The sequence below is a fragment of the Enterococcus sp. BWT-B8 genome, assembly GCF_020567625.1.
Lineage (GTDB): Bacteria > Bacillota > Bacilli > Lactobacillales > Enterococcaceae > Enterococcus_L.
Genome location: NZ_JAJDJV010000001.1, coordinates 739,482 through 763,601 on the forward strand (window position 1 = coordinate 739,482; position 24,120 = coordinate 763,601).

Annotated in this window: 16 protein-coding genes and 1 pseudogene; 3 read left to right on the forward strand and 14 right to left on the reverse strand. The window is 38.2% G+C overall.

All coding sequences use genetic code 11. From position 1 onward, the window contains the following. Position 1: 1 nt before the first annotated feature. Positions 2–1,336 (reverse strand): DRTGG domain-containing protein, encoded by a 1,335-nt coding sequence (locus LI951_RS03295; RefSeq protein WP_202068180.1) that lies wholly within the window; start codon positions 1,334–1,336, stop codon positions 2–4. A 9-nt stretch (positions 1,337–1,345) separates the two neighbouring features. After that, positions 1,346–2,026: a metal-dependent hydrolase gene (locus LI951_RS03300; protein WP_229441249.1), complete on the reverse strand. Its 681-nt coding sequence runs from the start codon at positions 2,024–2,026 to the stop codon at positions 1,346–1,348. Between the two features lie 790 nt (positions 2,027–2,816). Between LI951_RS03300 and LI951_RS03305 the strand changes: the two genes are divergently transcribed. Then, positions 2,817–3,947 (forward strand): hypothetical protein, encoded by a 1,131-nt coding sequence (locus LI951_RS03305; RefSeq protein WP_229441250.1) that lies wholly within the window; start codon positions 2,817–2,819, stop codon positions 3,945–3,947. 419 nt (positions 3,948–4,366) lie between these two features. On the opposite strand, the gene LI951_RS15060 is transcribed toward LI951_RS03305, so the two are convergent. After that, positions 4,367–4,489, reverse strand: coding sequence for a hypothetical protein (locus tag LI951_RS15060; RefSeq protein WP_267491683.1), 123 nt, complete (start codon positions 4,487–4,489; stop codon positions 4,367–4,369). A 588-nt stretch (positions 4,490–5,077) separates the two neighbouring features. On the opposite strand from LI951_RS15060, the gene LI951_RS03310 reads away from it, so the two are divergent. Next, the gene (locus tag LI951_RS03310) at positions 5,078–5,278 is read left to right on the forward strand and encodes a cold-shock protein (RefSeq protein ID WP_086275065.1); all 201 of its coding nucleotides are present in this window, start codon (positions 5,078–5,080) and stop codon (positions 5,276–5,278) included. A gap of 411 nt (positions 5,279–5,689) precedes the next feature. Here LI951_RS03310 and LI951_RS03315 read toward each other — a convergent pair whose 3' ends face one another. The 5 genes from LI951_RS03315 to LI951_RS03335 form a co-directional block, all read right to left on the reverse strand. After that, the gene (locus LI951_RS03315) at positions 5,690–7,342 is read right to left on the reverse strand and encodes a hypothetical protein (RefSeq protein ID WP_229441251.1); all 1,653 of its coding nucleotides are present in this window, start codon (positions 7,340–7,342) and stop codon (positions 5,690–5,692) included. A gap of 2 nt (positions 7,343–7,344) precedes the next feature. After that, complete coding sequence (locus LI951_RS03320; protein ID WP_202068188.1) at positions 7,345–8,079, reverse strand: ATP-binding cassette domain-containing protein; 735 nt, start codon at positions 8,077–8,079, stop codon at positions 7,345–7,347. Between the two features lie 486 nt (positions 8,080–8,565). Then, on the reverse strand, positions 8,566–9,582 hold the full coding sequence (locus tag LI951_RS03325; protein WP_229441252.1) for a LacI family DNA-binding transcriptional regulator: 1,017 nt from the start codon (positions 9,580–9,582) through the stop codon (positions 8,566–8,568). A 251-nt stretch (positions 9,583–9,833) separates the two neighbouring features. Beyond that, complete coding sequence (locus tag LI951_RS03330) at positions 9,834–10,820, reverse strand: endonuclease/exonuclease/phosphatase family protein (RefSeq protein ID WP_229441253.1); 987 nt, start codon at positions 10,818–10,820, stop codon at positions 9,834–9,836. Positions 10,821–10,875: 55 nt separating this feature from the next. Next, entirely contained in the window at positions 10,876–13,059 is a 2,184-nt protein-coding gene (locus LI951_RS03335) for a PTS transporter subunit IIBC (protein ID WP_229441254.1), read from the reverse strand. A 445-nt stretch (positions 13,060–13,504) separates the two neighbouring features. Between LI951_RS03335 and pgmB the strand changes: the two genes are divergently transcribed. Beyond that, the gene (gene pgmB / locus LI951_RS03340) at positions 13,505–14,170 is read left to right on the forward strand and encodes a beta-phosphoglucomutase (RefSeq protein WP_229441255.1); all 666 of its coding nucleotides are present in this window, start codon (positions 13,505–13,507) and stop codon (positions 14,168–14,170) included. Between the two features lie 144 nt (positions 14,171–14,314). Here pgmB and LI951_RS03345 read toward each other — a convergent pair. The 6 genes and pseudogenes from LI951_RS03345 to LI951_RS03370 all read right to left on the reverse strand — a co-directional run. Then, positions 14,315–14,575: pseudogene (locus tag LI951_RS03345) on the reverse strand (transposase); the annotation flags it as partial. Between the two features lie 188 nt (positions 14,576–14,763). Next, positions 14,764–15,345: a polymer-forming cytoskeletal protein gene (locus tag LI951_RS03350; RefSeq protein ID WP_202068172.1), complete on the reverse strand. Its 582-nt coding sequence runs from the start codon at positions 15,343–15,345 to the stop codon at positions 14,764–14,766. Positions 15,346–15,665: 320 nt separating this feature from the next. Further along, the gene (locus LI951_RS03355) at positions 15,666–16,721 is read right to left on the reverse strand and encodes a bifunctional transcriptional activator/DNA repair enzyme AdaA (protein WP_202068171.1); all 1,056 of its coding nucleotides are present in this window, start codon (positions 16,719–16,721) and stop codon (positions 15,666–15,668) included. 1,059 nt (positions 16,722–17,780) lie between these two features. After that, a complete protein-coding gene (gene proC, locus LI951_RS03360; RefSeq protein ID WP_229441257.1) occupies positions 17,781–18,590 on the reverse strand; it encodes a pyrroline-5-carboxylate reductase in 810 nt (269 codons plus the stop codon). A 176-nt stretch (positions 18,591–18,766) separates the two neighbouring features. After that, positions 18,767–20,038 carry a TIGR02679 domain-containing protein gene (locus LI951_RS03365; RefSeq protein WP_202068169.1) on the reverse strand — a complete coding sequence of 424 codons (1,272 nt, stop codon included), beginning with the start codon at positions 20,036–20,038 and terminating at the stop codon, positions 18,767–18,769. Next, positions 20,023–24,120, reverse strand: a complete 4,098-nt coding sequence (locus LI951_RS03370; RefSeq protein ID WP_229441258.1) for a TIGR02680 family protein — start codon at positions 24,118–24,120, stop codon at positions 20,023–20,025. Before LI951_RS03370 ends, LI951_RS03365 begins: the two co-directional genes overlap by 16 nt.

Genomic DNA, 24,120 nt, shown 5'->3' on the forward strand with positions numbered 1-24,120 from the left:
CCTACGATCGTTCCATAACCTGACAGACAACAATGGCTTTAGCCACGATTGCATTTTCCAGATAAATTTCCACATCCAGTTTTGCGGAACGTCTTCCTAATTCCAATATTTTTGGACGGATATTCAAATCACTTTCCAGCTGAATCAGACGTAAATAATGAAGGTTAATCTGTTCAATTAGTACGTTTCTTTTCTGGTTCACGACCATTGTCCGCTGTGTTACATTTGAAATAATTTCACTTAAAACACCAAAAGAAATCGTCCCAACACTATTAACCATTTGCGGTGTTACCCGGAACTTAAAAGACGGAGTTTCAAGCTTCCCGGTTTCAGGACTCTGTTCTTCTACAGTCACAATTTCTCCTGAAATTTGATCAGAAATCGTGTCTGCGATTTGAGTTTGCCGCTGTACCAGCTGCATTGCCTTCATCACATCTTGACGGGAAACCAGACCCACCAAGGAAAAATCATCTTTGACAACCGGCATGACCTCCAGTCCGTCCCAAATCATCTGATGACTGACACTAGCTACACTCATTGTTTTCTTAACAACAATTGGTTCCTTTATCATAACTTTGTCCATCAGCATAGTATCATTTTTTCCGATTACATCCTTTGCTGTAATGATGCCCACCAGACGCATATTCTTATTTACAACAGGAAATCGGGAATGTTTCGTTTCCTCTGACAAATGCTTGTAGTCTGCTACTGTGTTGGATACTGTTAAATAATTAGTTTTTTCAAGTGTTGTATAGATATCACTGACCAGCATAATATCCTTTTTAATCAACTGATCACTTAAAGCCCGATTGATCATAGTTGCTACTGAAAATGTATCATAAGTAGTCCGTAAAACCGGCATTTCCAATTCATCAGCCAGCTTTTCAATCTCCTTTGTTGTATCAAAACCACCAGTAATCAGGACCGCTGCGCCATTTTCCAAAGCCAATTTCTGTACTTCATCCCGGTTTCCTACAATCATCAGGGAGCCGGGAGTGATATAACGCAGCATCGCCTTCTTGGTCATAGCTCCAATAACGAACTTGTTGAGAACTTTATCTAAGCCGCCTGAACCTCCCAGAACATCGCCTTCAATGATTCGAACAACTTCACCAAAGGTTAATTTTTCAATATGCTTTTTCAGCTTACGTTCAATACGAATTGTTCCCACCCGCTGAATAGTTGAAACAAGCCCTATGTTTTCAGCATCTTTGATTGCCCTATAGGCGGTTCCTTCACTGACACCAAGATTTTTTGCAATACTTCTTACTGAAATTCTATCGCCAATCGGTAAACCTTCAATATGCTGTAAAATCTGATCATGTTTTGTCGCCATATTATCCTCCTAGAGTTCAATCATTTCACCGACTGCCAATATTTTCCCTGAGTTGTTTTTCAACTTCTGAACAAAGGCTTCCGCATCCTGCTTTATTAAGTCAAACGTATTGTAATGAATCGGCACGACTATTTTTGCTTTTAAATAATCTGCGGCAATCACAGCTGTTTCCGGTCCCATTGTAAAATTATCGCCAATCGGCAGAAAAGCCACATCAATCTCATACAGCTCACCCAACAACTTCATATCTGAAAAAAGTGCAGTATCTCCCGCATGATAGATTGTCTTTCCTTCAGCCTGAAAAATAATTCCAGCAGGTTCTCCCATATACAGCTTCTGATTCTCAAACTTGTAGCAGGAGCTGTGTAACGCCGGGACAAATGTCACTCGTCCAAATGGAAAATCATATTTCCCTCCCAGATTCATTCCATGGCTGGAAAGTCCTTGTTCAGCAGCAAATTCAGCAATCTCCACTATACTTACTACTTTCGCATTATTTCGTTTCCCGACAGGAATCATGTTGCCAATATGATCATCGTGTCCGTGTGTAACAAGAATTACATCTGTTTCCACTTCATCAGCAATTAAATCTGATACAGGGTTCCCGGTAATAAAGGGGTCCAACAGTATATTGGTTCCATCGTCCAGTTGTATTTCTATACAAGAATGTCCATGAAAAATCAACTTCATTATTAATTCTCCCTTCTTCACTTTAGAAATAACGATCTCTTCGTTCATTCAATCTTCTATTTAAAAGTATAACAGAAAAAAAACATTTTAGTACAGGATTGATTTGAAGTAAAAAAACATTGATTCAAAAATAACTGAGCAGTAATATTCCTGCGTATTTATTAAATAATAATATAGTATAATTTATGATAAAGAAAATTACCTGTGAGAGGTGCAGAATGAACTGCTTCTGAGACTATCTTCAAATACTCAAAGAATCAAAACATAAGAACGGAGATTTGCGAAAAAATTACGGATGACTTTCTATTCTAATTAGAGAGAATCCCTATAGAGGCAGTTTTATCTGTCCATCAAAAAATCTTGGAAATACAAGAACTCATTATTGCTTGCTTTGAAGTGCTGCATATCAAATTGACTTCATATAAGAATTTATTGAATATACTAACATTAAAACCGAAAAATCTTTAAACACAAATAAGCATCGACAGAAAGCTTTTGAAAAAAAGCTGCAAAAAACCACCACATCGGGTAATGTGGTGGAAATGAAGGTTGTTATTTACTCTTGGTAGGAGTAAGTATGAAAAACCAATTCGGGATAATTGGCATAGCTCAATTCTAATATAAACCATAGAGAATCACATGAGGAATCCATATGGATTTATTAAAATTTCCATGAGAAAAGAATAGAATATATATCTTCAATGTCTAATCATATCATTTTCTACTTTAGCCCCTCTATGCTACACTTTTTATATAGATAGAAAACATTTCACTATAGGAGGAATTGATTATGTCAGATAATGGAAAAACTCGTTTTAATGAATTGTTCTCGGATAAAATTCAAGGTCCTTTTGTCACATTTGTATTGAATGTGCATGTCGCCCACCAGGATGTCAATAAAGATATTCTGGCTTTTAAGAACCTTGGAAAGTCTGCAAAAGCCCGCTTTGAAAAACGTTTCAGCGACTTTGACTGGGCACCATTTCAGGAAAAAATCGATACATTAGAAGCAGATGCAGCATTCTGGCGTAATAATACCAAAAGTCTCACTATTATATTCACCAAGGATCAAACATTTATTTATAAACAAAATGTCCCTGTAGACAATCAGTACTATGTTGGTAAGAAACCTTATCTGCTTGGTATTATCAAAGATAATCAATTTGCTCATAACTATTATCTTCTTGCACTAAACAGAGATTCCTTGTCAATTTATCTGGTTAACAATCATGAAGTATCAGCAGTCGAGCTTCCTAAAACTGCACCGACTGACATGGTAAGCACTTTAGGTGATGAATTAACCGGTGGAAACTTAAATTACTCCAGTAGAGGAAGTGCCAGTGCTGCCAATTCAGGAAAAGAAGGCGTTATCTACCACGGGGTAAACCCAAAAGACGAAGAGGTGGAAATTGACTGGACAAATTACTATCAGGCAATTGATGCCTATTTAAAAGATGCTTTTGATAACCCTAATAAACTTCCAATTTATTTATATGCATTGCCTGAGAACCAAACAATATTTAAGAAAGTAGCAAAAAATCCGTACTTTAAAGCCTCACCTTCTGTTTCACTCTCACCTGCTCAAGCTTCCATAAAAGACATCAAAGCAGGAGCGAAAAAAATTAATCAGGAGCTGGAAAATCAACAGACCCAAAATAACAATCAGCTTTTGGATAAGAAATTTCTGGATCAAATGGTAGACATTGTACCTGCAGCAGCAGAAGGTCGTCTGTCACATTTCTTTATTTCAACATCAAATTTTGTGAATGAGACAAATAAAATGACATCAAAAGAATTCGATTACCGCAAGCTTTTAAACAATACTGCTTATCAAGTGATTGAAACGGGTGGAAATGTTTTTGTCCTTGACCAGCCATCTTCACCAGATGAAAAATCACTGTTGGGAATCTTACGATATTAGAATAAGTAGGCTTAGTGAAGCAAGTCGTTGTTATTCATCAGCGGCTTGCTTTTTTATACTGCAAATTTTTTAACATTTATTATTTTAAAAAAGAGCTGTCAATGAAAGAAACTGTTTATTTTACTTTCGGCTGCTGAAGCACTAAAAAATGGGGAATATAAAAGCAAAAGAGCGATTCGCACCAGTTTAAAGTAAATAGTTCCTTTTACATATTTTGGGCTCAATTACAAATATAATAAAAAAATAAATCCATCTCTTGGAACAACACTTTCTTTTTCATTAGACAAGTATTCTTATGCAGATAGTTTCTTAAATTTCATAAAGAAATTTGATTCAATATAACAGCCAACTCCTAAATGATGAAACAAGTCTTTTAATATATCAGGCTTGTATTCATCCTGAGAATTAATCTGAAAATTTTACTTTCTACATTCCCGAGCTGCTATGTTTCGATACTTTTCAACATGTTGATTCACATCATTATAGCCCTGTCCCGAATTTGTCAGTGGTTTAACTAATTGAATTTCTTCATTCTTCATCATACATCCCCATCTCCTTCCTATAAAATAGTTCTTCATTTGTATAGTACAGCTTATTTACACATTTCTATAAAATAAAGTTTATAAATTATCCTCTGAAATTAGACGTACCCGGAATACTGGTTTGTCAGTATTCCGGGTACTAGTTAAGTATTCTTATTTCTTATTAAGGTAGATCAAATATTGTATTAGTTAGAAAATCAGGTAAAAACTATCTATTAGCTAACGAAAAATCAATCTCATCTATACAACTTGAACCCTTCCTGCTTTCAAATCTATGCAGCTCCAAGACTGCGCCTTCGGAATAGATTTCATCAATGTGATTTCTGTTTTGCTTTCATATTTATCGCTTAACATATTTGTATTATAACAGAAAAAATAACAATAGTAACAAACTTCTTTTATACTAATGAAAAATTTAATAAGTCAGCTATTCTCTATGCAAATCAAAGTTTCTGTGTTATAGTAATAGATGTAGTTTTTGTTCGGTAGTATATGTGTAGTTGTTTCATTTTAAAGTAAACATCCTCCACATTTTCACCCTTCAAGTAATTGCAAAATATTTATGGAAACATAAGGAGGATTTTTATTATGGAAACAGGTACAGTAAAATGGTTCAACTCAGACAAAGGCTTTGGATTTATCACAGCTGAAAACGGAAACGACGTTTTTGTTCATTTCTCAGCTATTCAAGGTGACGGCTTCAAAACTTTAGAAGAAGGTCAAGCAGTTACTTTCGATATCGAAGATGGTCAACGTGGCCCTCAAGCGACTAACGTTAACAAAGCTTAATTAAACCATTAAATTTCGAGCCTGACAATTTATGTTGTTAGGCTTTTTTTGTTTGTAAAACTATAGCAGCAGACGCTTTTTACAATTATTCTGTTTGTGCTTCAGTTCATTTTTTCTTCAAAAAAACGAGTTTGGGACAGAATCAAAGTTCCAAACTCTCTTCATATCTAAACCCGAATAAACGGCGGTACAAAAGCAAAAATTCTTTTTGCGACGAGTAACCGCAGGAGCAACTCCTTCGGAATTAAGCCGAACTATCCTGAAAATATGAAGACCTCCAGGGAGGTATCAATTCACAACTATTCATTTTATGAATAGTGTTCCTTGACAATTTTCGGATATTCCTTCTTAATTCTCGGAGCTGATCGCTTTTGTCCCGACCTCCTATATTTATTCTTCAATTCTCTTTCTCTAGGATTTAATTCTAAAGGTTTGAGGTGCTTTCTTATAAATAACAATAAATCCGATTCCTACATAAAGCAAACTTAGTCCTGAAACAACCAGCGCATAATAAAATCCGGTTACTTGGAGCTGTGTATTCATATAAGAAACTCCATAGAAAATCCCTGCAATTATTTTATAAAGAGGGTTCGAAATTGCCATATCTCCTGTAAACGGCTGAAGCAAATAATACACAAACAGCTCGTGAAATGAGAACAACAAAGAAAGTGATACAAGCAATAGAATAAGTACTCCAAAAAACTCCCATGTCAGGAAAAACTGATTCATCGCACTCAGCAGCAGGTAGACACTGAAGATCCCTAAAGATAAAATACCATTGTAATAGAATGTTTGACTGAAACGATAATTAAATCCTCTTAAGATTGTCCCTGACTCCCGATAAAACGGATAATACAGCATCGATACATCACAGTTTACAAAAACCATTTGGACTACTTTTTTCCCAAAAGTCATCAGATACATCAGAAAAAAGAGGATGGGCAATGTCGCCGTCATTTCATGTGCCGTTACTTGTTTAAACAACCCCGCAAAGCTGGCAATCATTGCAAGAACCCAGGCAGCTCCAATAAAGTAAAAGCGAAACCTTAGGGCTTTATTCAAAATACTTCTGTAACGACTGAAAAGCAAGGCATTCAAATATTCATTGCCCTTCAAATGCTCAAACTGGCTAGTTGCTGTCATTGTCAGTTTTTTCTGCATAGCAAGACCTTCACCAACATAAGAATTTCTGTCACTTGCCTGCTCTGCTATTTTTTCAAGGCTAATCGTTGCCTGGTTAATCCAGTATAAAAGGTACTCATTTTCCTTTTTGAAATACAGCAACTGATACAGGACGATTATAAGAAAAATTAAAAATAAGCTATTCCCAATCATTGACGTCAGAAATGGTATAAGCATCTCAAAAAGCCTTATCCATACAAATATCACAGTAAATCCTAAAATCACAAAAGCCGCAATTGTTCCTAAAATGAGACGGACACGTTTCGACAGATTCCAAGTAAAAATAATACGGCCCAAGTATCTAAAGGCGTAGTTAAGCCCTGCATAAGAAAGTATAATAAAGAAAAGTATTGCCAGGGGGTTGCCAAGAATAAACCCGTAAACCAGCGCTGCCGGAATATAAGCAATCATTTGAATAGCTGTGTTTAAAAGCATATTTCCTCGAACGACGGTCGTTCTGGCTAAGCCAAATTGTTCAATAAAATCAACCAGCGGCTTCTCTGCTGTAAAAGAATAGCCTATGTAAAAGCCCAGGAAAATCGGTACGAAAACGAACCAAAAGAATAGACCCAAATTCATTGTTTGCACATCAAAGAAAGTCGCTGAAGGCTCTCCAAAAATAAATGTTCGTACCAAGTAAGCAAAGCCCAAATACATACCCAGCCAAACAAATTTGGCTAAGAAGCTGTTTAGATAATCAAAAATCAAAACCAGTATTGCAATCCCCTCTTTGATCCCATAGCTTTTATAAATTTCAATAGGAATATGCTTTCCTAAAAAAGGCAGCTTTTTCAAATAATAAAGAAGACCGTTTACTTTAGATGCAATTTTAGTCTGTTTAAAGAACCAGTAATTTCCCAGAAAAACTTTTAAGCTGTTCATCTTCACTCCCCGCTTTCTTCAACAGGCTGCTCAGCAGCTTTATCTGATAACAAATCCACAATTTCCTCTTCAAAATCTTTATCATGAATTCTGAAAGAATCGACTGGACTGAGCTTTTTATGATGTAAAAGTACCACTTCATCGCACAGATCCTGCGCCAGCTGCAAAATATGTGTGGAAAAAATAATGATGGACTCTTTTTTCATCTCTAAAATAAGTTCCTTCATTTCGTGAGCTGCCACCACGTCAAAAGATGTCAGCGGTTCATCCAACAACAGTACCGGAGGCTGAATCATCAATGTCACCAGCATCTGCACTTTGTTCTGCATCCCATGAGAAAAATCTTTGAGCAGACGATGCTGATCTTCCTGTTGAATTCCCACTGAATCCAGATAAGCCTCAGGTGTTTTTGGCTTTTTTATTCGAGCGCTGTTTATCTCAATAAAAAATTTTACAAACTCATAAGCGGTCATAAAAGCCGGCAAATGTGGTTGTGTATAAACAAATCCGATTTCAGTATTTTCATAGTCAGTATCTATCATTCCATCACGTTCGACACCAATTGTTCCTCCATCAAGAACAAGATTACGGGAGATGCAGTTAAACAGCGTTGTCTTCCCCGCTCCATTACGTCCTAATAATCCATAAATCTTACCTGTTTCAAAAGTAAAGCCAGTACTTTCCAATACGGTTTTCCCATCAAATCCTTTAGTTACATTATCTAAAATCAGCTTCATTTTTTTCTGTCCTTTCATAAACAACTTTCTCCAACAGCTAACAAACATGTATACAAAACAATCTTACTCTATCTATGCTCAGTTATACACAATTTTACAAAAAAATATTTATTAAATCATCTACACAGCTTTTGGCCGTATCCTCAAAAAAGAAACCTGAAGAGAAATTATTTCCGTTCACCTTTCAGATTCCCTGCTAAATCTTTATATTTTACTTATTTTCAGCTTTTTCAAGATAAGATATATTTCCGATAGATTCTGCATTGTTCCAAAATTATATTGAACGTGGTATCGCTGCTAATTATCAGCGATCACTTGATTACAAACAAAAAACAGTAAAGGAATACCAGACTGTCTTTAATGATACAATTAGTTGGGCGCTGGAAACGATAATTGCTTAGAACCTTTCAACCACTTCTAAAGCTGAAAAATCCATGAAGCCAGACAATAAAATTTCTGAACTCACGGATTTTCAACTAAATTTTTTTATGCTTTTGCCCTGTCCAACACCGTCTCCCTTTCAATCAATGTATGCGGAATCAGGACTTTCTGCTTCATTGCCTGTGGAGCTTTAAGCTGCTGAATAAACTGTTGTACCGCTATCCTTCCAAGTTCTTCCGTGTGAATATCAATAGAGGTGATATAGGGATGAATCAGTGTGGTGAAAATTGAGTTATTAAAGCTAATCACCGATAAATTATCCGGCACCTTATAGCCATACAAATTAGCCAGCTGAATTACACGTAAGGCAAACATATCATCAATAGCCATACAGGCTGTCGGCTCCAACTTTTTCAACGTTTCTTCAAATTCTATATAATCACTCGGCTGTTTCAACACTGCATAAGGAAATGGCTCTAAACCAGATTCTTCCATTGATTTTTGATACCCATAGCAGCGTTCCTGAAACACATTTTCTTTCTCATAATTGGTCACAAATAAAATTCTTTTGTGACCTTTATCAATCAAATATTGCGTGGCTGTTCTTCCCAGAAGCTGATTGTCATTATCCACACAACTGGTGCCGTTGCTGTATTGATAGGGCTGACCAATCACCGTATAAGGGATGCTCTGTTCAACCAGATACTGTAAGACCGGATCATTCTTTCTGACATACAGCAGAATAAAACCATCCACTCGTTTTTGTTTATACATCAGCTGAACATTTTCCAACAGTTCTTCCTGCGTCTCACCCGAAGCAAATGAGATAGTCACATCCTGCTTCCCCGCCTCCTGATTCATAGCCGTAATTGCTTCCAGATAGAAAGGATTGCTCTTCCTGTCATCAGAAGATAAAACAGGGAAGACAACGCCAATTGTATTGGAAAATTTCTTCGCCAGATTTTGCGCTGAGGCATTTGGAACATACCCAAGCTTATCCATGGCTTTTCTTACACGCTCTTTCGTCTCTTTTGAAATACTTGGATGATCCTGCAGCGTTCTCGAAACAGTTGAAGGCGCCACCCCTACTTCTCTGGCTACATCCTTAATTGTCACACTCATAGTTCTTCCCTCTTTATTATTATTAAAGAATCATTCATTATTTATAGAAAATTCTGTCATTATCTTAATAAGAATAAATGCAAACGGTTGCTTTGTCAATACTAATAGATTTGAGTTTACCCCCAATTTTTGAAATTAATATAGAAGATTCTTGAACTAACGGTATTTCGAAGCGTGTTTCATTTATTTACAAAACAGCTTCGACAACGACTAATATAATAAGATTGTTAGCGAAAAATATGGAAATTCAACTAATAGAGACTTTCCGCTTCTGCTTTGACCGTATTATTTTCTTTTTCTATTAATTCTGAGAAGAACAGCTCTGCTTCCACTCCATAGTGATCGCTTATTATCGGGGTTCCTCGTCCATCAAAAAGAACTTCACAGGCTTCGGCATAGAAATTTTCATCATTGAAAATGTAGTCCATTCGCAGCTGCTGCTGATTACCGGACCAGCCATCTATTGCTTTAGATACAGTAAATCCACTATTCGTTGTATCCGCAGCTGCATAACTATCTAAAAAGCTTTTAGTTACTAACTCATACCCTTCCTGCTGATACTCAGCTGGATTATTAAAATCACCCAATAAAAGTTTTGGACACTTGATTTTATCCAATAATTTAAGTGTTTGCCCCCACTCGTATTGGAATCCCTTCGCTGTTTCTTCTGACCACCAGGAATAGTGACAGCAGATTGCTAGAATCTCTTGTCCATCTAAAACAGTTCTGCCCAGAAGAAGCTTTCTCGTCCGATAATCAGAAAACTCTTTTTCCTTTGAAACAATAGCCCCTTGAGCCTTAACAGGTACTTTAGAAAACAGTGCCAATCCTTCATGATATTGCCCATACCCCAGATGCACAGGCATCCATGACCAGTAATAAAAAGTGCCCGCCGTCTTTAGTTTTTCTGCAAGAAGAAAAGCAAAGTTGTCTTCATGAATCGTATACTCCGCAAGAGCTCCTGTATCAAAATAAGCGTCTGTTTCAACAGTTTCCGAAGAAGTCAGCTGATTAACCTCCTGCAATGCGATCAAGTCATAATCTTTTTCAAGGATTACTTTTGTCAGTACTTCGAGTTTTTCCAAAGGCTTTGATTCCATCCAGCTGTGTGTATTTAAGGTCATTACCCGCATCAATTCAGTCCTTTCTTTTTTCCAAGCTGCTGCGACTTTCATTGAATTATTAAAAATATCACAGTATGCCGCCTCTACTGTTTTACAATAAAACACAGCATGCATAACAAAAAATCAATAATTCTTAATTTTCAGGTTCCTATTAAATTTTATATCTAATTCATACTGTTACGGAGCCAATCACTGTTTTTCCTGATTGCCTCCCCTTTTTATCCAGTGTAAATTTTTGAACTTTTTCACTGTTGGTAAAGACGACAATTATCGTAATTCCTTTCCCTTCAGCCTTGATTTTTGCCAAGTCGGCGTGCGCTATTTTTTCTCCTGCTGCCAGCTTCTGTCCAACCTGAACAAAGATTTCAAAAGCTGGTTCTTTCATTTCAACGGTATCCAAACCCATGTGAATCAGTACTTCCAAGCCTTCTTCTGTTTTCAGTCCGATCGCATGTTTTGTCGGAAAAACACTGACTACTTCTCCATCTATTGGTGAATAGACGGTTCCTGATACAGGTTCGACCGCAAAGCCGTTGCCCAGCATCTTTTGTGAAAATACTTCATCAGGTACTTCTTCGATTGAAATCACTTCACCGTCTGCAACAGCTCTCAATTCTTTTATAAGCCCTGAAGCTTCTTCGGTATGGCTAAATACACCTGTTGCTGCCTTAATAAACTCCTGTTCAAAATCAGTCTCAGGAATCTTGACACCTGATTCTAATAAATCTTGAATATCCGACTTCAGCACATCCGCTTTAGGTCCATAAACTGCCTGTACACCATTATCTTTCAAAATCAAGCCCATTGCACCGGCTTTTTTCCAATACTGCTCATCTCCGACTTTCTCTTGATCTTTCACGGAAACTCTCAATCTTGTCATACACGCATCAACATCCGCAATATTTTCACGTCCACCCAACAGATTTACTATATTGATGATTTGCTGATCGGCGTTCATTACTGTCCCGTCAATATTTGAGCTTTCAGTACCTTCATTTTCATAGTTGCCGCTTCTGCCCGGTGTCGCAAAGTTGAATTTTTTAATCATAAAATTCGCTGCAAAATAAGTAATCACACCAAACAGCACTGTGACAACTACAAAATTAACCAAATCCATTCCCAGTCCAGCTTTAATTGTAATCGGCGTCCGTGTCAGTAACTCAATATTGCCAAATGAATGTACTCGGAGAGAGACAATATCCGCCATGGCAAAAGCCGCACCCTGAATCACAGAATACACAACATACAACGGAACTGCCGCAAACATAAACATGAACTCCAGCGGTTCAGTTACACCGGTCAGGAAAACAGCTAAAGCAGCGGAAACAAACATAGATTTGTATTTGTGGCGTTTTTCTGCATCAACATTTCGATACATTGCCAATGTCATCCCCATCAAAATTCCGGATGAACCGATCATTTGCCCGACTTTAAAACGGGCCGGTGTCCAATTTTCCAAAACATAAGCATACTGACCGGCATCACCAGCATCTTTCAAGTTAACTAAATCAGTTGCCCATGCCAGCCACAACGGATCTTGGCCGAATACCTGAGTTCCCGCCTGCGCTCCCGAGAGGATTTCATAAGTGCCGCCCAACTGCGTATAATTAATAGGGATCGTCAGCATATGATGGAGTCCAAATGGCAGCAGCAAACGTTCCAGCGTTCCATATAAAAACGGTGCAAGGACAGGAGCTGTTTCCTGTGATTGAGCTATCCACAAGCCAAAATTATTAATCCCTGCCTGAATAGTCGGCCAGATTACTGCTAAGAGCAGTGATACCAGTACAGACCAGATAATTACCACAAATGGCACAAAACGTTTACCATTAAAAAAGGACAGAGCATCCGGCAGCTTGCGGTAACTGTAGTATTTATTATAGGCTGCTGCTCCGACAAAGCCGGCAATAATTCCAACAAAAACCCCCATATTCAATGCAGGCGCTTCCAGTACGCTGGTAAAGAATCCTTTCACCATAATTTTTGTTCCAAATAACGTGTGAGTAAAAGCGTCTTCATTATTCAGCATATCTGAAGTAACCCCAAAAATAGAACCTGTTATTCGATTAATCAAAATAAATGAAATTCCAGCAGAAAAAGCACCGCCTGCTTTTTCTTTCGCCCAGCTCCCGCCAATGGCTAATGCAAAAAGTATATGTAAATTGCCGATAATTGCCCAACCGATGTTTTCGATAACACCGCCTGTAGTGACCAGTGCTCCAAGATCAGGATTAATTAACGGAAGTGATTTTCCCAGACTGATCATGAGTCCGGCAGCCGGCATCACTGCTACAACGACCATTAAAGCCTTTCCAAATTTTTGCAGAAATTCAAAATTAAAATATTTTTTCACATTCTCCCACCTCTTCTTTAATAAACACACGATAATTGCTTAAGACATTAAAAATGAACAGTAATTATTCGATATCAGCGCAACCGTTTTCGTTATTAATTATATATCTTGCTTTATAAAAAGTAAACAACAACACGATTTTTCTTTTAAAAACCATTAAAACAACTGGAATCAACGATTGGAAGGCTATTTTTTAAAAATTGACAACGAAATCGTTTGCACTTATTATTAAAGTAGAGACTGAGATAATGGAAATTTAACAAAAAAGGAGGTATGCTTTTTTCAGCTTAAACTGTTAAAGAGGAGTTGGATTCTATCTTGCCACTGCTCTGTGCAGCAATTTCTCACGATGAGCAAAGCAGGTTTCCATAAGTAAATCCAGTAATCAGCAGAATGCATCAGTGACAGAAATAGAACAAACACATTATAGAGGAGGAATCATCCTATGTTTCAAGGCGTACTATTTGATTTAGACGGCGTCATAACAGATACAGCCGAATACCACTATCGTGCCTGGAAAAAACTGGCTGATCAGTTGGGAATTACCATTGACAGAAAATTTAACGAAAAGCTTAAGGGGGTCAGCCGAGAAGATTCACTTGCGCTGATTCTAGCACATGGAGATCAGTCTGACCGCTATACGGCAGAAGAATTTGCGTCCTTGGCCAAAGAGAAAAATGACAACTATGTAACGATGATTCAACAGGTATCCCCCGCTGATGTCTATCCCGGAATATTGGACTTGCTGAAAGAACTGAAAAAAGCAGGAATCAAAATTGCTTTGGCTTCTGCCAGTAAAAATGGTCCAACGCTTTTGGATAAAATGAAGCTTTCAGACTATTTTGATGCAATTGTTGATCCTGCATCCGTTGCAGCCGGGAAGCCCGCTCCGGATATTTATCTGGCTGCTGCACAGCAGCTTGGTCTGGAAGCAAAAGACTGCATTGGTATTGAAGATGCACAGGCCGGTATTGCATCAATCAAAACAAGCGGCGCTTTGCCGGTGGGCGTTGGAAAAACAGAAGATTTAGGCACAGACATCCCCTTGGTTGCCACTACAAAAGAATTAACGTTTGATTATTTAAAACAGGTTTGGATAGAAAATAGATAACTGTCTAAATCATCTGTTTCAGAGTTAATTTTTTATAGAAAACAGAACTATGACATAGGTCCATAGAAAAACACCAATGAAATACCTGAAAAAGGTTCATTTCACTGGTGTTTTTTAGCAAAAGAAAAGGGTTGCCATTCCAGACATTTTACCAAAACTAGTTTTAAGCACCTTATTTTCATAACCATTGCGTTGATTTCCGTGTTCTTTGTCTTATTTTAAATGAGTGTCATAGCCTAAGTAATTCGTTAGCTCTCCCAGCAGTATCTTTTCAAACAACGGACAAAACGTGTCTTTTAGTGTTTCCTGCATATCCTCAACGGATTCAGGTTGGTAAGATTTGTAAACATTCAGAATGGATTCAGCCAGCTTTACGGGGACAGGATTCTGTTTCTTTTTCGCCATGGATTCATCCCCTCTCTCCTTTATTGCAGGAAAAGAAAAATCGTAAAGCAACCTCATTCCCAGGATAGGGGTTACTTACACGATTTTTTTACACTCTCCGCTTAAACGCAAAAAAAGATAAGAGAAGACTCTTAGAGTTATCTCCCATCTTTTTTAAATTACTGCTATTAACAATCTCTCAAATAAAATTATTCGCTGACTGTCACTGTTCCTGTTACAGATGAATCATTTTTAGTTACGTCTGCTGAATCTTGATATTCTTGTGTTTCAAACACAACGTTACCTTCAACTGTTGCTCCGTCTAAAACAAAGCCATTTGCTTTAACAACGATATCACCTTTCACTGTACCGTGAACGATATTGAAGTTTTCAGATTCTACAGTCAATGTTGGAACTGTAATTGTGTATTCTGCAGTCACATTACGATCTGCATCTTGAGAATACAATGCCAGTTTTCTGTAGATGTCGCCGCTTTCTTCCCCTTTATCATGGAATTCTCCGGCAACTGTTACATCAGACTCAAAGGTTACATCACTTGTTGCTGCGATAAGCCAGTTGCCGTCTGCTGACAATGCTGCTTCCAATACTGCAGGATCATCACTGATTGAAGCAGTTGAAACCACATCTGCACTGCTGCTTGTTGAGCTTACTTCTGTTGTTTCTGAAGTTGATGTTGAGTCGCTTGAAGTATCATTATCTGCTCCACATGCTCCCAATACCAAAGTTGCTACTCCTGCTAAACCTACTAATGCTAATTTTTTTGATAACATATTTCTATTCTCCCTTTCTTTAATCGAAAAAATTATATCATGTAATACGAATGAATCCAAACAAAAAGCTCAAAATTTAAATAACAATTCAACTGTAAGAAAAGCTGTATGCCAAAGTATAAAATTTACTTTTAAATTGCTTTTACGCATCGTATCTTGACATATTAAAACGTTGAAATAAACAAAGCTGCTTACAATTGCTTATTATCTTGAAAACTTGAAAAACTTCTAAGCTATTTTTTATATGACGAACAGAAAAATAAAACGAACCTTCCAAAGTTTTCTGAAAGATTCATTTATCCGCTTATCCCTACATAAATTTACTTCATTCTGTTCTTCCTTTCATGATTCAACAGCCAGCGTTTTCTTTCCAGCCCACCAGCATATCCGCCAAGCCCCCCTCCGGTTTGAATCACCCGATGGCAGGGAATGATAATTGCCAGCTGATTCGCTCCATTCGCAGTCCCCACTGCTCGAATAGCTTTAGGGTTATCTATTTTTTCTGCCAGCTCCTTATACGTCGAGGTTTGCCCTGGTTCAATCAACTGCAACTGATGCCAGACATCTTTTTGAAAATCTGATCCCATTAAAGTGATGGGTGTTTTAAATGTTGTCAGCACTCCTTTAAAGTACAAATCCAGCTCTCTTTTGATTTGCTCTGAGACCGCTGTTTTTCCTGGAATGATCTGGGCACTGAGCCGGTTTCTCAACCGTTCAATTTCCCGTTCCAAGCCGCGGCGATCGACAAACTCCAATAAGTAAAGAAATTCATCATCCGCTATACTCATCATCGGACCTAAAACAGTATCCACCCAATCTGCATACAATACTTTCATTGCCTTCGAAAGAACAGGTTTTCTTCCCATAATTTTTGTAAATGCATCATGAAATCCGCTGGTGGACTCATAGCCCATATCCAGTTGTGTATCTATAATTTTTTCGCCATTCTTGATTGTTTTCATTGCGATCCCCATCCTTCTTGCTCTGGCATATTGTACAAATGTCATTCCATACACCTTTTTAAATTGTCTTCTGGCTGTCGCAGCGTGAATCCCAAGTGCTGAAAAATCGCTGTCCTTCCAACGCTTTTCCGGCTGGGCTTCTACCAAATCCACCATTTTCTGAACCGTTTCAGGGATCTCACGAGGAAATGATAATGGCCTGCACCGTTTACAAGGTCTGAAGCCTGACAAAAGTGCTTCTTCTGCTGTTTCATAAAACTGACAGTTGTCATATTTAGGTTTGCGTGCTGGACAAGTGGCATGACAGAAAACACCTGTCGTTTTAATTCCCGCAAAAAAAATCCCATCATATTCTGTTTTTCGTTCAAGCAGCGCCTGATAAAATTCTTTTCTTACGGCTTCTTCGGTAATCATCTAAATTCCCTCTTCCTTTTTCCATTCAGCTTCTCTGCCTTTGCTTTTTCCTTCTATATTGTACTGTTGCCGAAAAAATAGAATAGCTGACTTTTGTGATTGATGCTGAATTAATACTGAATCCTTTATTACACTTAGTTAGTATACCTCTTCCTATTTGGGGACGCTTCCGAAAAATGAACATTGAATTTTTTCTTCCTATGTTCTGTGAACCCATTTTATTGATGATTTAAGAATTGGTTAAGAAACAGCTGGTACAGGAAAGATATTGAAAGAAACGGAGCAACTCCAAAAAAAGAGTAGACATTCATAAAATACAGTACAAGAAAGAGCGAATAACTATAAATGAGCCTATCTTACTCATTAAAAAATGAATCGAAACGCTTAGGAAAAGAGCATGCATTGAGGACTGTCTCATCAACAGTCAAAAAAGGAGATAATTATAGATTAAATTGAATGTAACGATTCAGGAAAAACAATGCTTACGAAACGAATTACTGGTCTTTCCAGAGAATCCGGCGGCAAAATCGTCTTAATGGGAAAAAGTAAAAAAAGCTGGCTACTCTCAGGCACTACAGTCTATTGTTGCTGTGATTGAAGAACCCGCTGCCTACGCAAAGCTGTCTGCTTACGAAAACATGAAAATCATCTGTATCCAGAAAGGGATTCATGATTATTCAATGATTGACGAAATGCTGCAGGTTGTTGATTTGGCTGATACGGGAAAAAAAATTCAAAAACTTTTCTCTGAATATGAAGTAGTGTCTAAGCATACATCTGAAACTTTTCCTTTTTTACTTATGAGGAACGAATCATACATCCCACTAAATGTTCCTACAAAAGTGGGATTGGCAATTATACTAAATGGATGTTTACTACAGAAAATCCTTGTATCTACAAGCCTCACCTTATTCGATTCTTCCTACAAACGCGTCTATTTAGAAAAGCGTTGGCACGTCTTGTATGTCCCCCTAACATGGGCTGAGCATTCAGTGATGCGTGGGAGCAAACCTAGTTCCTCCGTTGTTTTCAGATTCGCCCATCATGTTTTGTTGAAATTCACATTTTTTTCATTTCTTCATCTCTGGCTACGGTTGCATCAATTCCCTTCACAATGGTTGAGATGAATGCTTCTTCTTCCAAAGCCAGCAATCCGGCAACCGTCGTACCGCCAGGAGAACAAACTCTATCAATCAGGGTCCATGGATTTTCTTTTGACTCCATAATCATCTGCGCACTGCCCAATACAGCCTGTGCTGCATATTCCAATGCTTTATCCTTTGTCAATCCATGCTTAACACCAGCACGAGCCAAGCTGTCAATAAACAGATACGCATAGGCCGGAGAGCTTCCTGCCAACGCAGTGTAGGCAGAGAAATCTTTTTCGTCTACTTCCCAAGCTTTTCCGACTGCATTAAACAAATCCACAACATACTGAACCTGCTCTTTGGATGCGGTCTCATTACCGGTTACAGCAGCTGCACCCATTCCGATCATCGCATTGACATTGGGCATCACACGAACAATCGGCAAATCATTTGTTCCGGCAAGTCCGGCTAATTTATCTAAAGTTGTTCCAGCAGCAATTGAAATCAGCAACGGTTTTTTATCCAGCAAAATTGTCTTTGTCTCTTCCATGACCTTTTGAATAATATTCGGCTTTACAGAAAGAACAATTGCGTCTGCCTGCTTGATAACATCCGCTGCTGAAGAGCAGACATTTCCGGAAATCTGACAGCCAAGCTCCTGAACCTTGTCTGTCAGAATATCAAAGAGATAAACCTCTTCTCCTTTTACAAAATTTTGGGCAACAATTCCCTGTACGATTGCACCTGCCATGTTTCCTGTTCCAATAAATCCAATTTTCATATAAGCAGCTTCCTTTCAACATACTAAGATAGGTCTGAGAACTCTGTCAGTGAATCTGTTCATCATTTCTTTAAACAAAACAAGTTGTATAAAAGCAGAGAAACTATTCACCACTAGTGGTTTCAGACAGGTTCTATCCTAATAATATTTTTTATATTTCTTTTCAAAACAAGTGCTTAAAAGCTTCCCTTGTATAAATGGTTAATTTCTTCGATCAATTCCTGAATATACCCTTCCTGATAGGCAATTTTTCCTGATTCAATGAACGGTTTAAGCTGAATTAATTCAGAGGATTTCAATTGTCGCAGTTTCTTCACTATTTTAGGATCATACGACCGTTTTACTGCTGCTTTATGAAACAGTGATTCTTTCATAGCCAGCAGCTGAACTTGAGAAGGAAATATCTGAAGAAGCTTGTCTGCCATCAACAAGCCATCCGGATCCATATCCCCTGAATAATATAGAGTGACGCCACTATCAATTAATTTACGCAGCAGCACCCAAACGGAATAACGGAACTGACCATTTGAACAGATCATTGGCAGCTCAGGAAAACGGTCAAGCAAAATAGAATAAACCCCTGAATTTTCAATTACTACAACATAATTGCCAAATGCAGGAAAAATTTGCTGCATTTCCAATAGCTCCTTCAATGGAACATTCCACGAGCTGTGCCTCTTAACTGCCTCAAGCCACATGATATTTTGACCTTTCCTGTCATTCCCTATTAAACCGTTGACGGCAACAAAGTTCATAATATCATCTCGCAGCAGGAAAACCTTTGTTAACAATTCATTGAATTGTTCCGTTTTTGACAGCTCTCTCTTTTCAGCTAAGCAACTTGCCTCCGGATACATTTTCCCCAGCATCTGTAACAACAGGCGCCCTGATTGCTGCGTCTCATCAAACGCATGTGGATCACCAGTCATTTTATAAGCAAATACCGGCAACCGCGTAAAGACTGCTGGAATATTATTCAATGCCAGGCTAACATTTTTAAAAGCTGTCAAGTTATTTTTGGGAACCATTTGATGCCAGCTTTTTAATTGCTTCTCATCAAGATATTCTTTAAATACAGGCGAAATTTGATTGACCGCTTTTAAGAATTCTAAATAGGCAGACTCCTTTTGAGCCTGTTCCTCTTCTTTTGTAAACAGGTCATTTCCAGAAAGCAATGTAACAAACTCCACTATTGAAAGCTGAAAGCGGCTGCTTAGCAGGCTGTTCTCTAGTGTTTTAATAGACAGACGTTTCTTCTTTATCCATTCATGATCAGGAATTCCCAAAAAACGAATCAGCGGAGACATATCCACTGTTGAAAATTCTTTTTTGCCAATAGTTTTCCCAAAAGTCCCTTGTTGATAATAATTCTTCTCTAACTTTTGAGCCAACAATTGAAAGACTTCATCTACAAAATAAGCTTTCGCTTCTTTTAAACGCTGCTCCACTCATTTCCCTCCAGTATCATAACCTTTTTATTTCCATTCCAGTAGTATTTTACAGTAGAAACGACGGAGGCATTCAACGGACGGACTAATTCATACGTCATTAACTGAGAAACTGTGCTGTACTCTCCATAAAGTGACTGAGAATTCATTACATAATTAAAACCTAATTCCTCACAGGCTTTAAAAAGCTCTGAAATATTCAAATCATCAATTCCAGCAAATGCTTCGTCTAAGGTAATGATATAGGGTGCATTTTCTGAAGCTTCCTGGTAGCGGGAATATACTGAGGCAAACAGAGGCAAATACATCGCTACAGCCTTTTCTCCTCCGCTAAAAATAAAGAAGCGGTTATCCGTTAACGGCTGCCACTGAAACCCTTTATTGGCTCGTTTATATTTTAATTCAAAATCAAACCAATTACGATAATCCAATACATTTTTCACTGCATTATATAAAGAATCATCCGTTGCCTCCTCCAGCTCCAACATATCCTTTGCCAGACTTATTTTGGCTTGAAAATGGGTAACAATTGATGCTATATCTGCTTCTGAAAGGGTTACAGGATCCTTTCTCAACAACTGAAGCAAATCTCTTGTATCCAGTTCCTCTGCTGAATCTCCCTGAAGCTCTTTCCAGCGAATCGACAAAGATAATCCAGAGGAATTTTTCTGGTCCAATAACAGTCGGTTCATTTTTTCAATCCATTTAAATGCATTTTCGATTAATCCTCGCAGCACCTTCCCTACTGAATCAAAAATAATTTGCTTAAATAGATCTTCATCTTCTTTTTTCAAATAAAGTTGAAGCCTGTCAGATTGCTCCAGTAAAATTTCCTGCAGTTCAAAGGGCGTTTGTATTTCTTCCTCCAGTTCAAAAACAAGTCTTTTTTGAAAGTTATACATTTGCCAGTCCGTCTCTAATTCCTTGTGTTCTTCTTCCGTATTCAAAGGGATCGAGCGTTCCTGAATAATTTTGGGATTGTATTCTCTCAACTGATCTCCTGCAATTGTATAATTTCGATCAAAGTCCTGCTCCTGTTTACGCAGCTGTTCAATATCAAGCTTCCTTGCTTTTTCCTGTGCATATTTCTTAAAAAATTCAGGCGCCTCACTCTTGTATCCTGCTTCTGCCTTCAACAGAGAATGCCATTTTTGTTCCTCAATCCTCAATCCTTCTACTATGCCTTCTTTATCAGATACAACCTGTGCAAGCTGAGACACCAGTCCAATCAGCTGCCGGTCTTCATGATTCAGCTGTTCCAAGGTTCTGGAAAGTGCACGTTCATCTTTTTTATATTTTTCCAGTTCTCTTTGCAATTCTTCGACATTCTGAATTTTCTGCTGTGCTAAGTTTGCTTTCAAAAGTTCATTTGATTTACTGAGAGAATTAGATAAATCAATTAACTCCTGATTCAAATGTTTTTCATCCTCTTGGCTGTCCGCAAGGTTTTGACGCGTCTCAGAAAGAAACTGTTCAATACCATATTTTTGCTGATAATTACGATAGGCATCTCCAATATCGTCCATATAATCAGCAATATATTTCAATGCCTCCTGATAGGCAGAAAGCGTCGGCTTGATCCCATCCCCATAAGTTAGTTCCTGTTCAAAAATCTGCTGTTTACTTAGATCTTTTTTCGCTTGAATGACCTGCTGTTGTTTTAACTCAGCATCATGTGTATAAGTTTCCAGCTTCGTCAAAGCCTTAAGTTTCTCATCAAACGCTGTATATACTTCATCCCCTTTAGGATACTCTAAATAAGCTGTTTCAACCGCCAATCGCTGCTGCTCCAATTGAAGAAGCTGATTTTTAATCAATTCTTTCTTTTCTTCAGCAGCAGCAATTTGCTCCTGAAGCAATTTGATTTGCTCTTGTCGGTATCGTTCACGGCTGGCAGCACCAATAAATGAGGCCAGATAGTTTGGATCAGCTGCTCCCTTGATGGTTGTCATTTGAAAGGACCCATCTGTGAATATCTGAGGTGTTCCTTCCGATAAATCCTCATCCACTAAAATAGTCTGCAAAATATCTGCTGTCAATTGTTCAATATCCTTTGGCAAATCTGAGATTACTTCCATATGATCAGCTAATGTGGCATGAAAAAATTGAGGATTGGGCGTGAGCTTTAAATCATCAGAAAGAATCAATTCATCTGCTGAGATCAGAGAATCCAGAATCCCTGATGAAGCCAATGCCCCTTCTAATTTATTTTTCAGCGGCTCTGAAATACTCTTTTTGAAATCGACTGCTTCAAAAAAAGGAAGACAAACGGCATTGCTTTCTCTCAGCGTTTCTCGATTTATTTTTCTAGCCTCCGACCTGACGGGCAATGGCTTTTCTTCTTTTTCCCATCTCTTTATTGCTGAAACAGCAGCTGCTGTTTCTTCTCCAAGTTCATTCAGCTTATGCTCTAAAGGAAGCTGTTGTTGCCCGATAATTTTCACATTCCGCTGATATTCCTCATATAACGGGCGAACAACTATTTCCTCTTTTGAATGGGCTTCCGCCAACTGATCAATATTAAATAACAGTTCTCCATACTTGGTTTCAGTGATTTCCATCTGAATTTGCTTACGCCATGTATCAAATGAATCCTTCCATCGCTCAATTTCTCGCACCTGTACATCCTGCCATTGCCGAATATCCCGATGCTGTTCATCAATAAGCTGCTGCAAGGCGCCAAATTCTTTATCTCGCTCCTGATAAAGTTCTTTTAATAACTGCGTATGCTTCATTGTTTCAAGTACCTTTTCAAAGTGCTCGCGCTTCTTTTTCACTTCATTTTGCCAATAGCTGAAATCAGCTTGACTAAATACATCTGTCATTTTTTTCGTCATCTCTTGATGCAGCAGTTCCATATTCAGCAGTTCCGTATATTGTTCGCCGCTGCTTAAATAAGCAACTGTTTCTCGTTCCAGCTGATCCCGTCTGCTCTGATATTCTGCAACTTTTCTTTGCTGCTGATCTACTCTCAGCCGTTTCTTTTTCAGTTGCTCCTGAAGCTGTGAATGATCCATTTCAAGTTGTTCAATCTTTGTTGCCAACTCATGCCCTCGCTCTACTAATTGAAAGCCTTCATGGTGACTCAACTCCTGGATCGTTCTTTGTGCCACCTCAAGAGATATCCGTTTTTCCTGAATGAGTGTGCCAATTTCCTGTTGACGGGCTTGCTTTTTCTTCAGTTCAGTTCTGTCTTTTTTCAGCAGCTGCGTTTCTTTGTTATAATTTGAAGAAAGAGATAGCCATTTTCCGCTTATCTGTCCCACTAGTTCATCACGGTATTTTTGATAGCTTAAGGTAATGCTCCTCAAATCTTTTTGTTCACGAACCAGTTCTTCCAAACGCTCTCGATTCGAATCAATACTCTCAATTGTCTGAGATAACGGAAGCAAATCATCTTCTGTCAGCTGAGGCAGGGAATTTTTTAAAATTTCATAAATAACTGTCGGGCGAAATTCCTTTGACAGCTTGGGACTGCGTAAATTAATCAGTAAAGCAATCAGCTCATCAAATTGCTCAAGTGTTTCAAAACCAAATACATGGTCATTAATATACTCCTTGTACTCTCCCTGCCGATCCAACACACGGCCCCGACCTTCAATCGCATGAATTAATCGTCGTCGGGATAAGGGCTGCCACTCCTCTTTTCTAATTTCGGTATGAAGAAAAAAATCCGTGCCAATTCGAGAATTGTCCTCCAGTATAAAAAACCATTTCGTCAATTTCCCGCCCCGCTTGGCAGACATCCCAATCCCGCAGGTCAAATACTCTTCCCGATCAGCTCGCTTCAATTCAAGGTACAAATAACCAATACCGTCATCCCGATCTGAAACACCTTTTTCTCCTAAAAGGTAATCCTCCATTCTTCGCGACCGGCTCCCAAACGAATCTAAACGGGCAGCTGCTGTTACACCATCCAGCAGCACCGGCAACAAGCTTTGCATCGTTAATGATTTACCTGAACCATTGGTTCCCCGTAAAAGCATTTTCCCACCAGCAAAGTCAAAAACCTGATTTTGATAATACCAAAAATTCAACAATCCCACACGATTCATTTGCCATTTATTCGTTGCCTCATTCAT

Excerpts from the sequence above, each read along its gene's own strand:
- LI951_RS03295 (WP_202068180.1), bottom strand. The coding sequence starts at position 1,336 with ATGGCGACAAAACATGATCAGATTTTACAGCATATTGAAGGTTTACCG.
- LI951_RS03300 (WP_229441249.1), bottom strand. The coding sequence starts at position 2,026 with ATGAAGTTGATTTTTCATGGACATTCTTGTATAGAAATACAACTGGAC.
- LI951_RS03305 (WP_229441250.1), top strand. The coding sequence starts at position 2,817 with ATGTCAGATAATGGAAAAACTCGTTTTAATGAATTGTTCTCGGATAAA.
- LI951_RS15060 (WP_267491683.1), bottom strand. The coding sequence starts at position 4,489 with ATGATGAAGAATGAAGAAATTCAATTAGTTAAACCACTGACAAATTCG.
- LI951_RS03310 (WP_086275065.1), top strand. The coding sequence starts at position 5,078 with ATGGAAACAGGTACAGTAAAATGGTTCAACTCAGACAAAGGCTTTGGA.
- LI951_RS03315 (WP_229441251.1), bottom strand. The coding sequence starts at position 7,342 with ATGAACAGCTTAAAAGTTTTTCTGGGAAATTACTGGTTCTTTAAACAG.
- LI951_RS03320 (WP_202068188.1), bottom strand. The coding sequence starts at position 8,079 with ATGAAGCTGATTTTAGATAATGTAACTAAAGGATTTGATGGGAAAACC.
- LI951_RS03325 (WP_229441252.1), bottom strand. The coding sequence starts at position 9,582 with ATGAGTGTGACAATTAAGGATGTAGCCAGAGAAGTAGGGGTGGCGCCT.
- LI951_RS03330 (WP_229441253.1), bottom strand. The coding sequence starts at position 10,820 with ATGCATGCTGTGTTTTATTGTAAAACAGTAGAGGCGGCATACTGTGAT.
- pgmB (WP_229441255.1), top strand. The coding sequence starts at position 13,505 with ATGTTTCAAGGCGTACTATTTGATTTAGACGGCGTCATAACAGATACA.
- LI951_RS03350 (WP_202068172.1), bottom strand. The coding sequence starts at position 15,345 with ATGTTATCAAAAAAATTAGCATTAGTAGGTTTAGCAGGAGTAGCAACT.
- LI951_RS03355 (WP_202068171.1), bottom strand. The coding sequence starts at position 16,721 with ATGATTACCGAAGAAGCCGTAAGAAAAGAATTTTATCAGGCGCTGCTT.
- proC (WP_229441257.1), bottom strand. The coding sequence starts at position 18,590 with ATGAAAATTGGATTTATTGGAACAGGAAACATGGCAGGTGCAATCGTA.
- LI951_RS03370 (WP_229441258.1), bottom strand. The coding sequence starts at position 24,120 with ATGAATGAGGCAACGAATAAATGGCAAATGAATCGTGTGGGATTGTTG.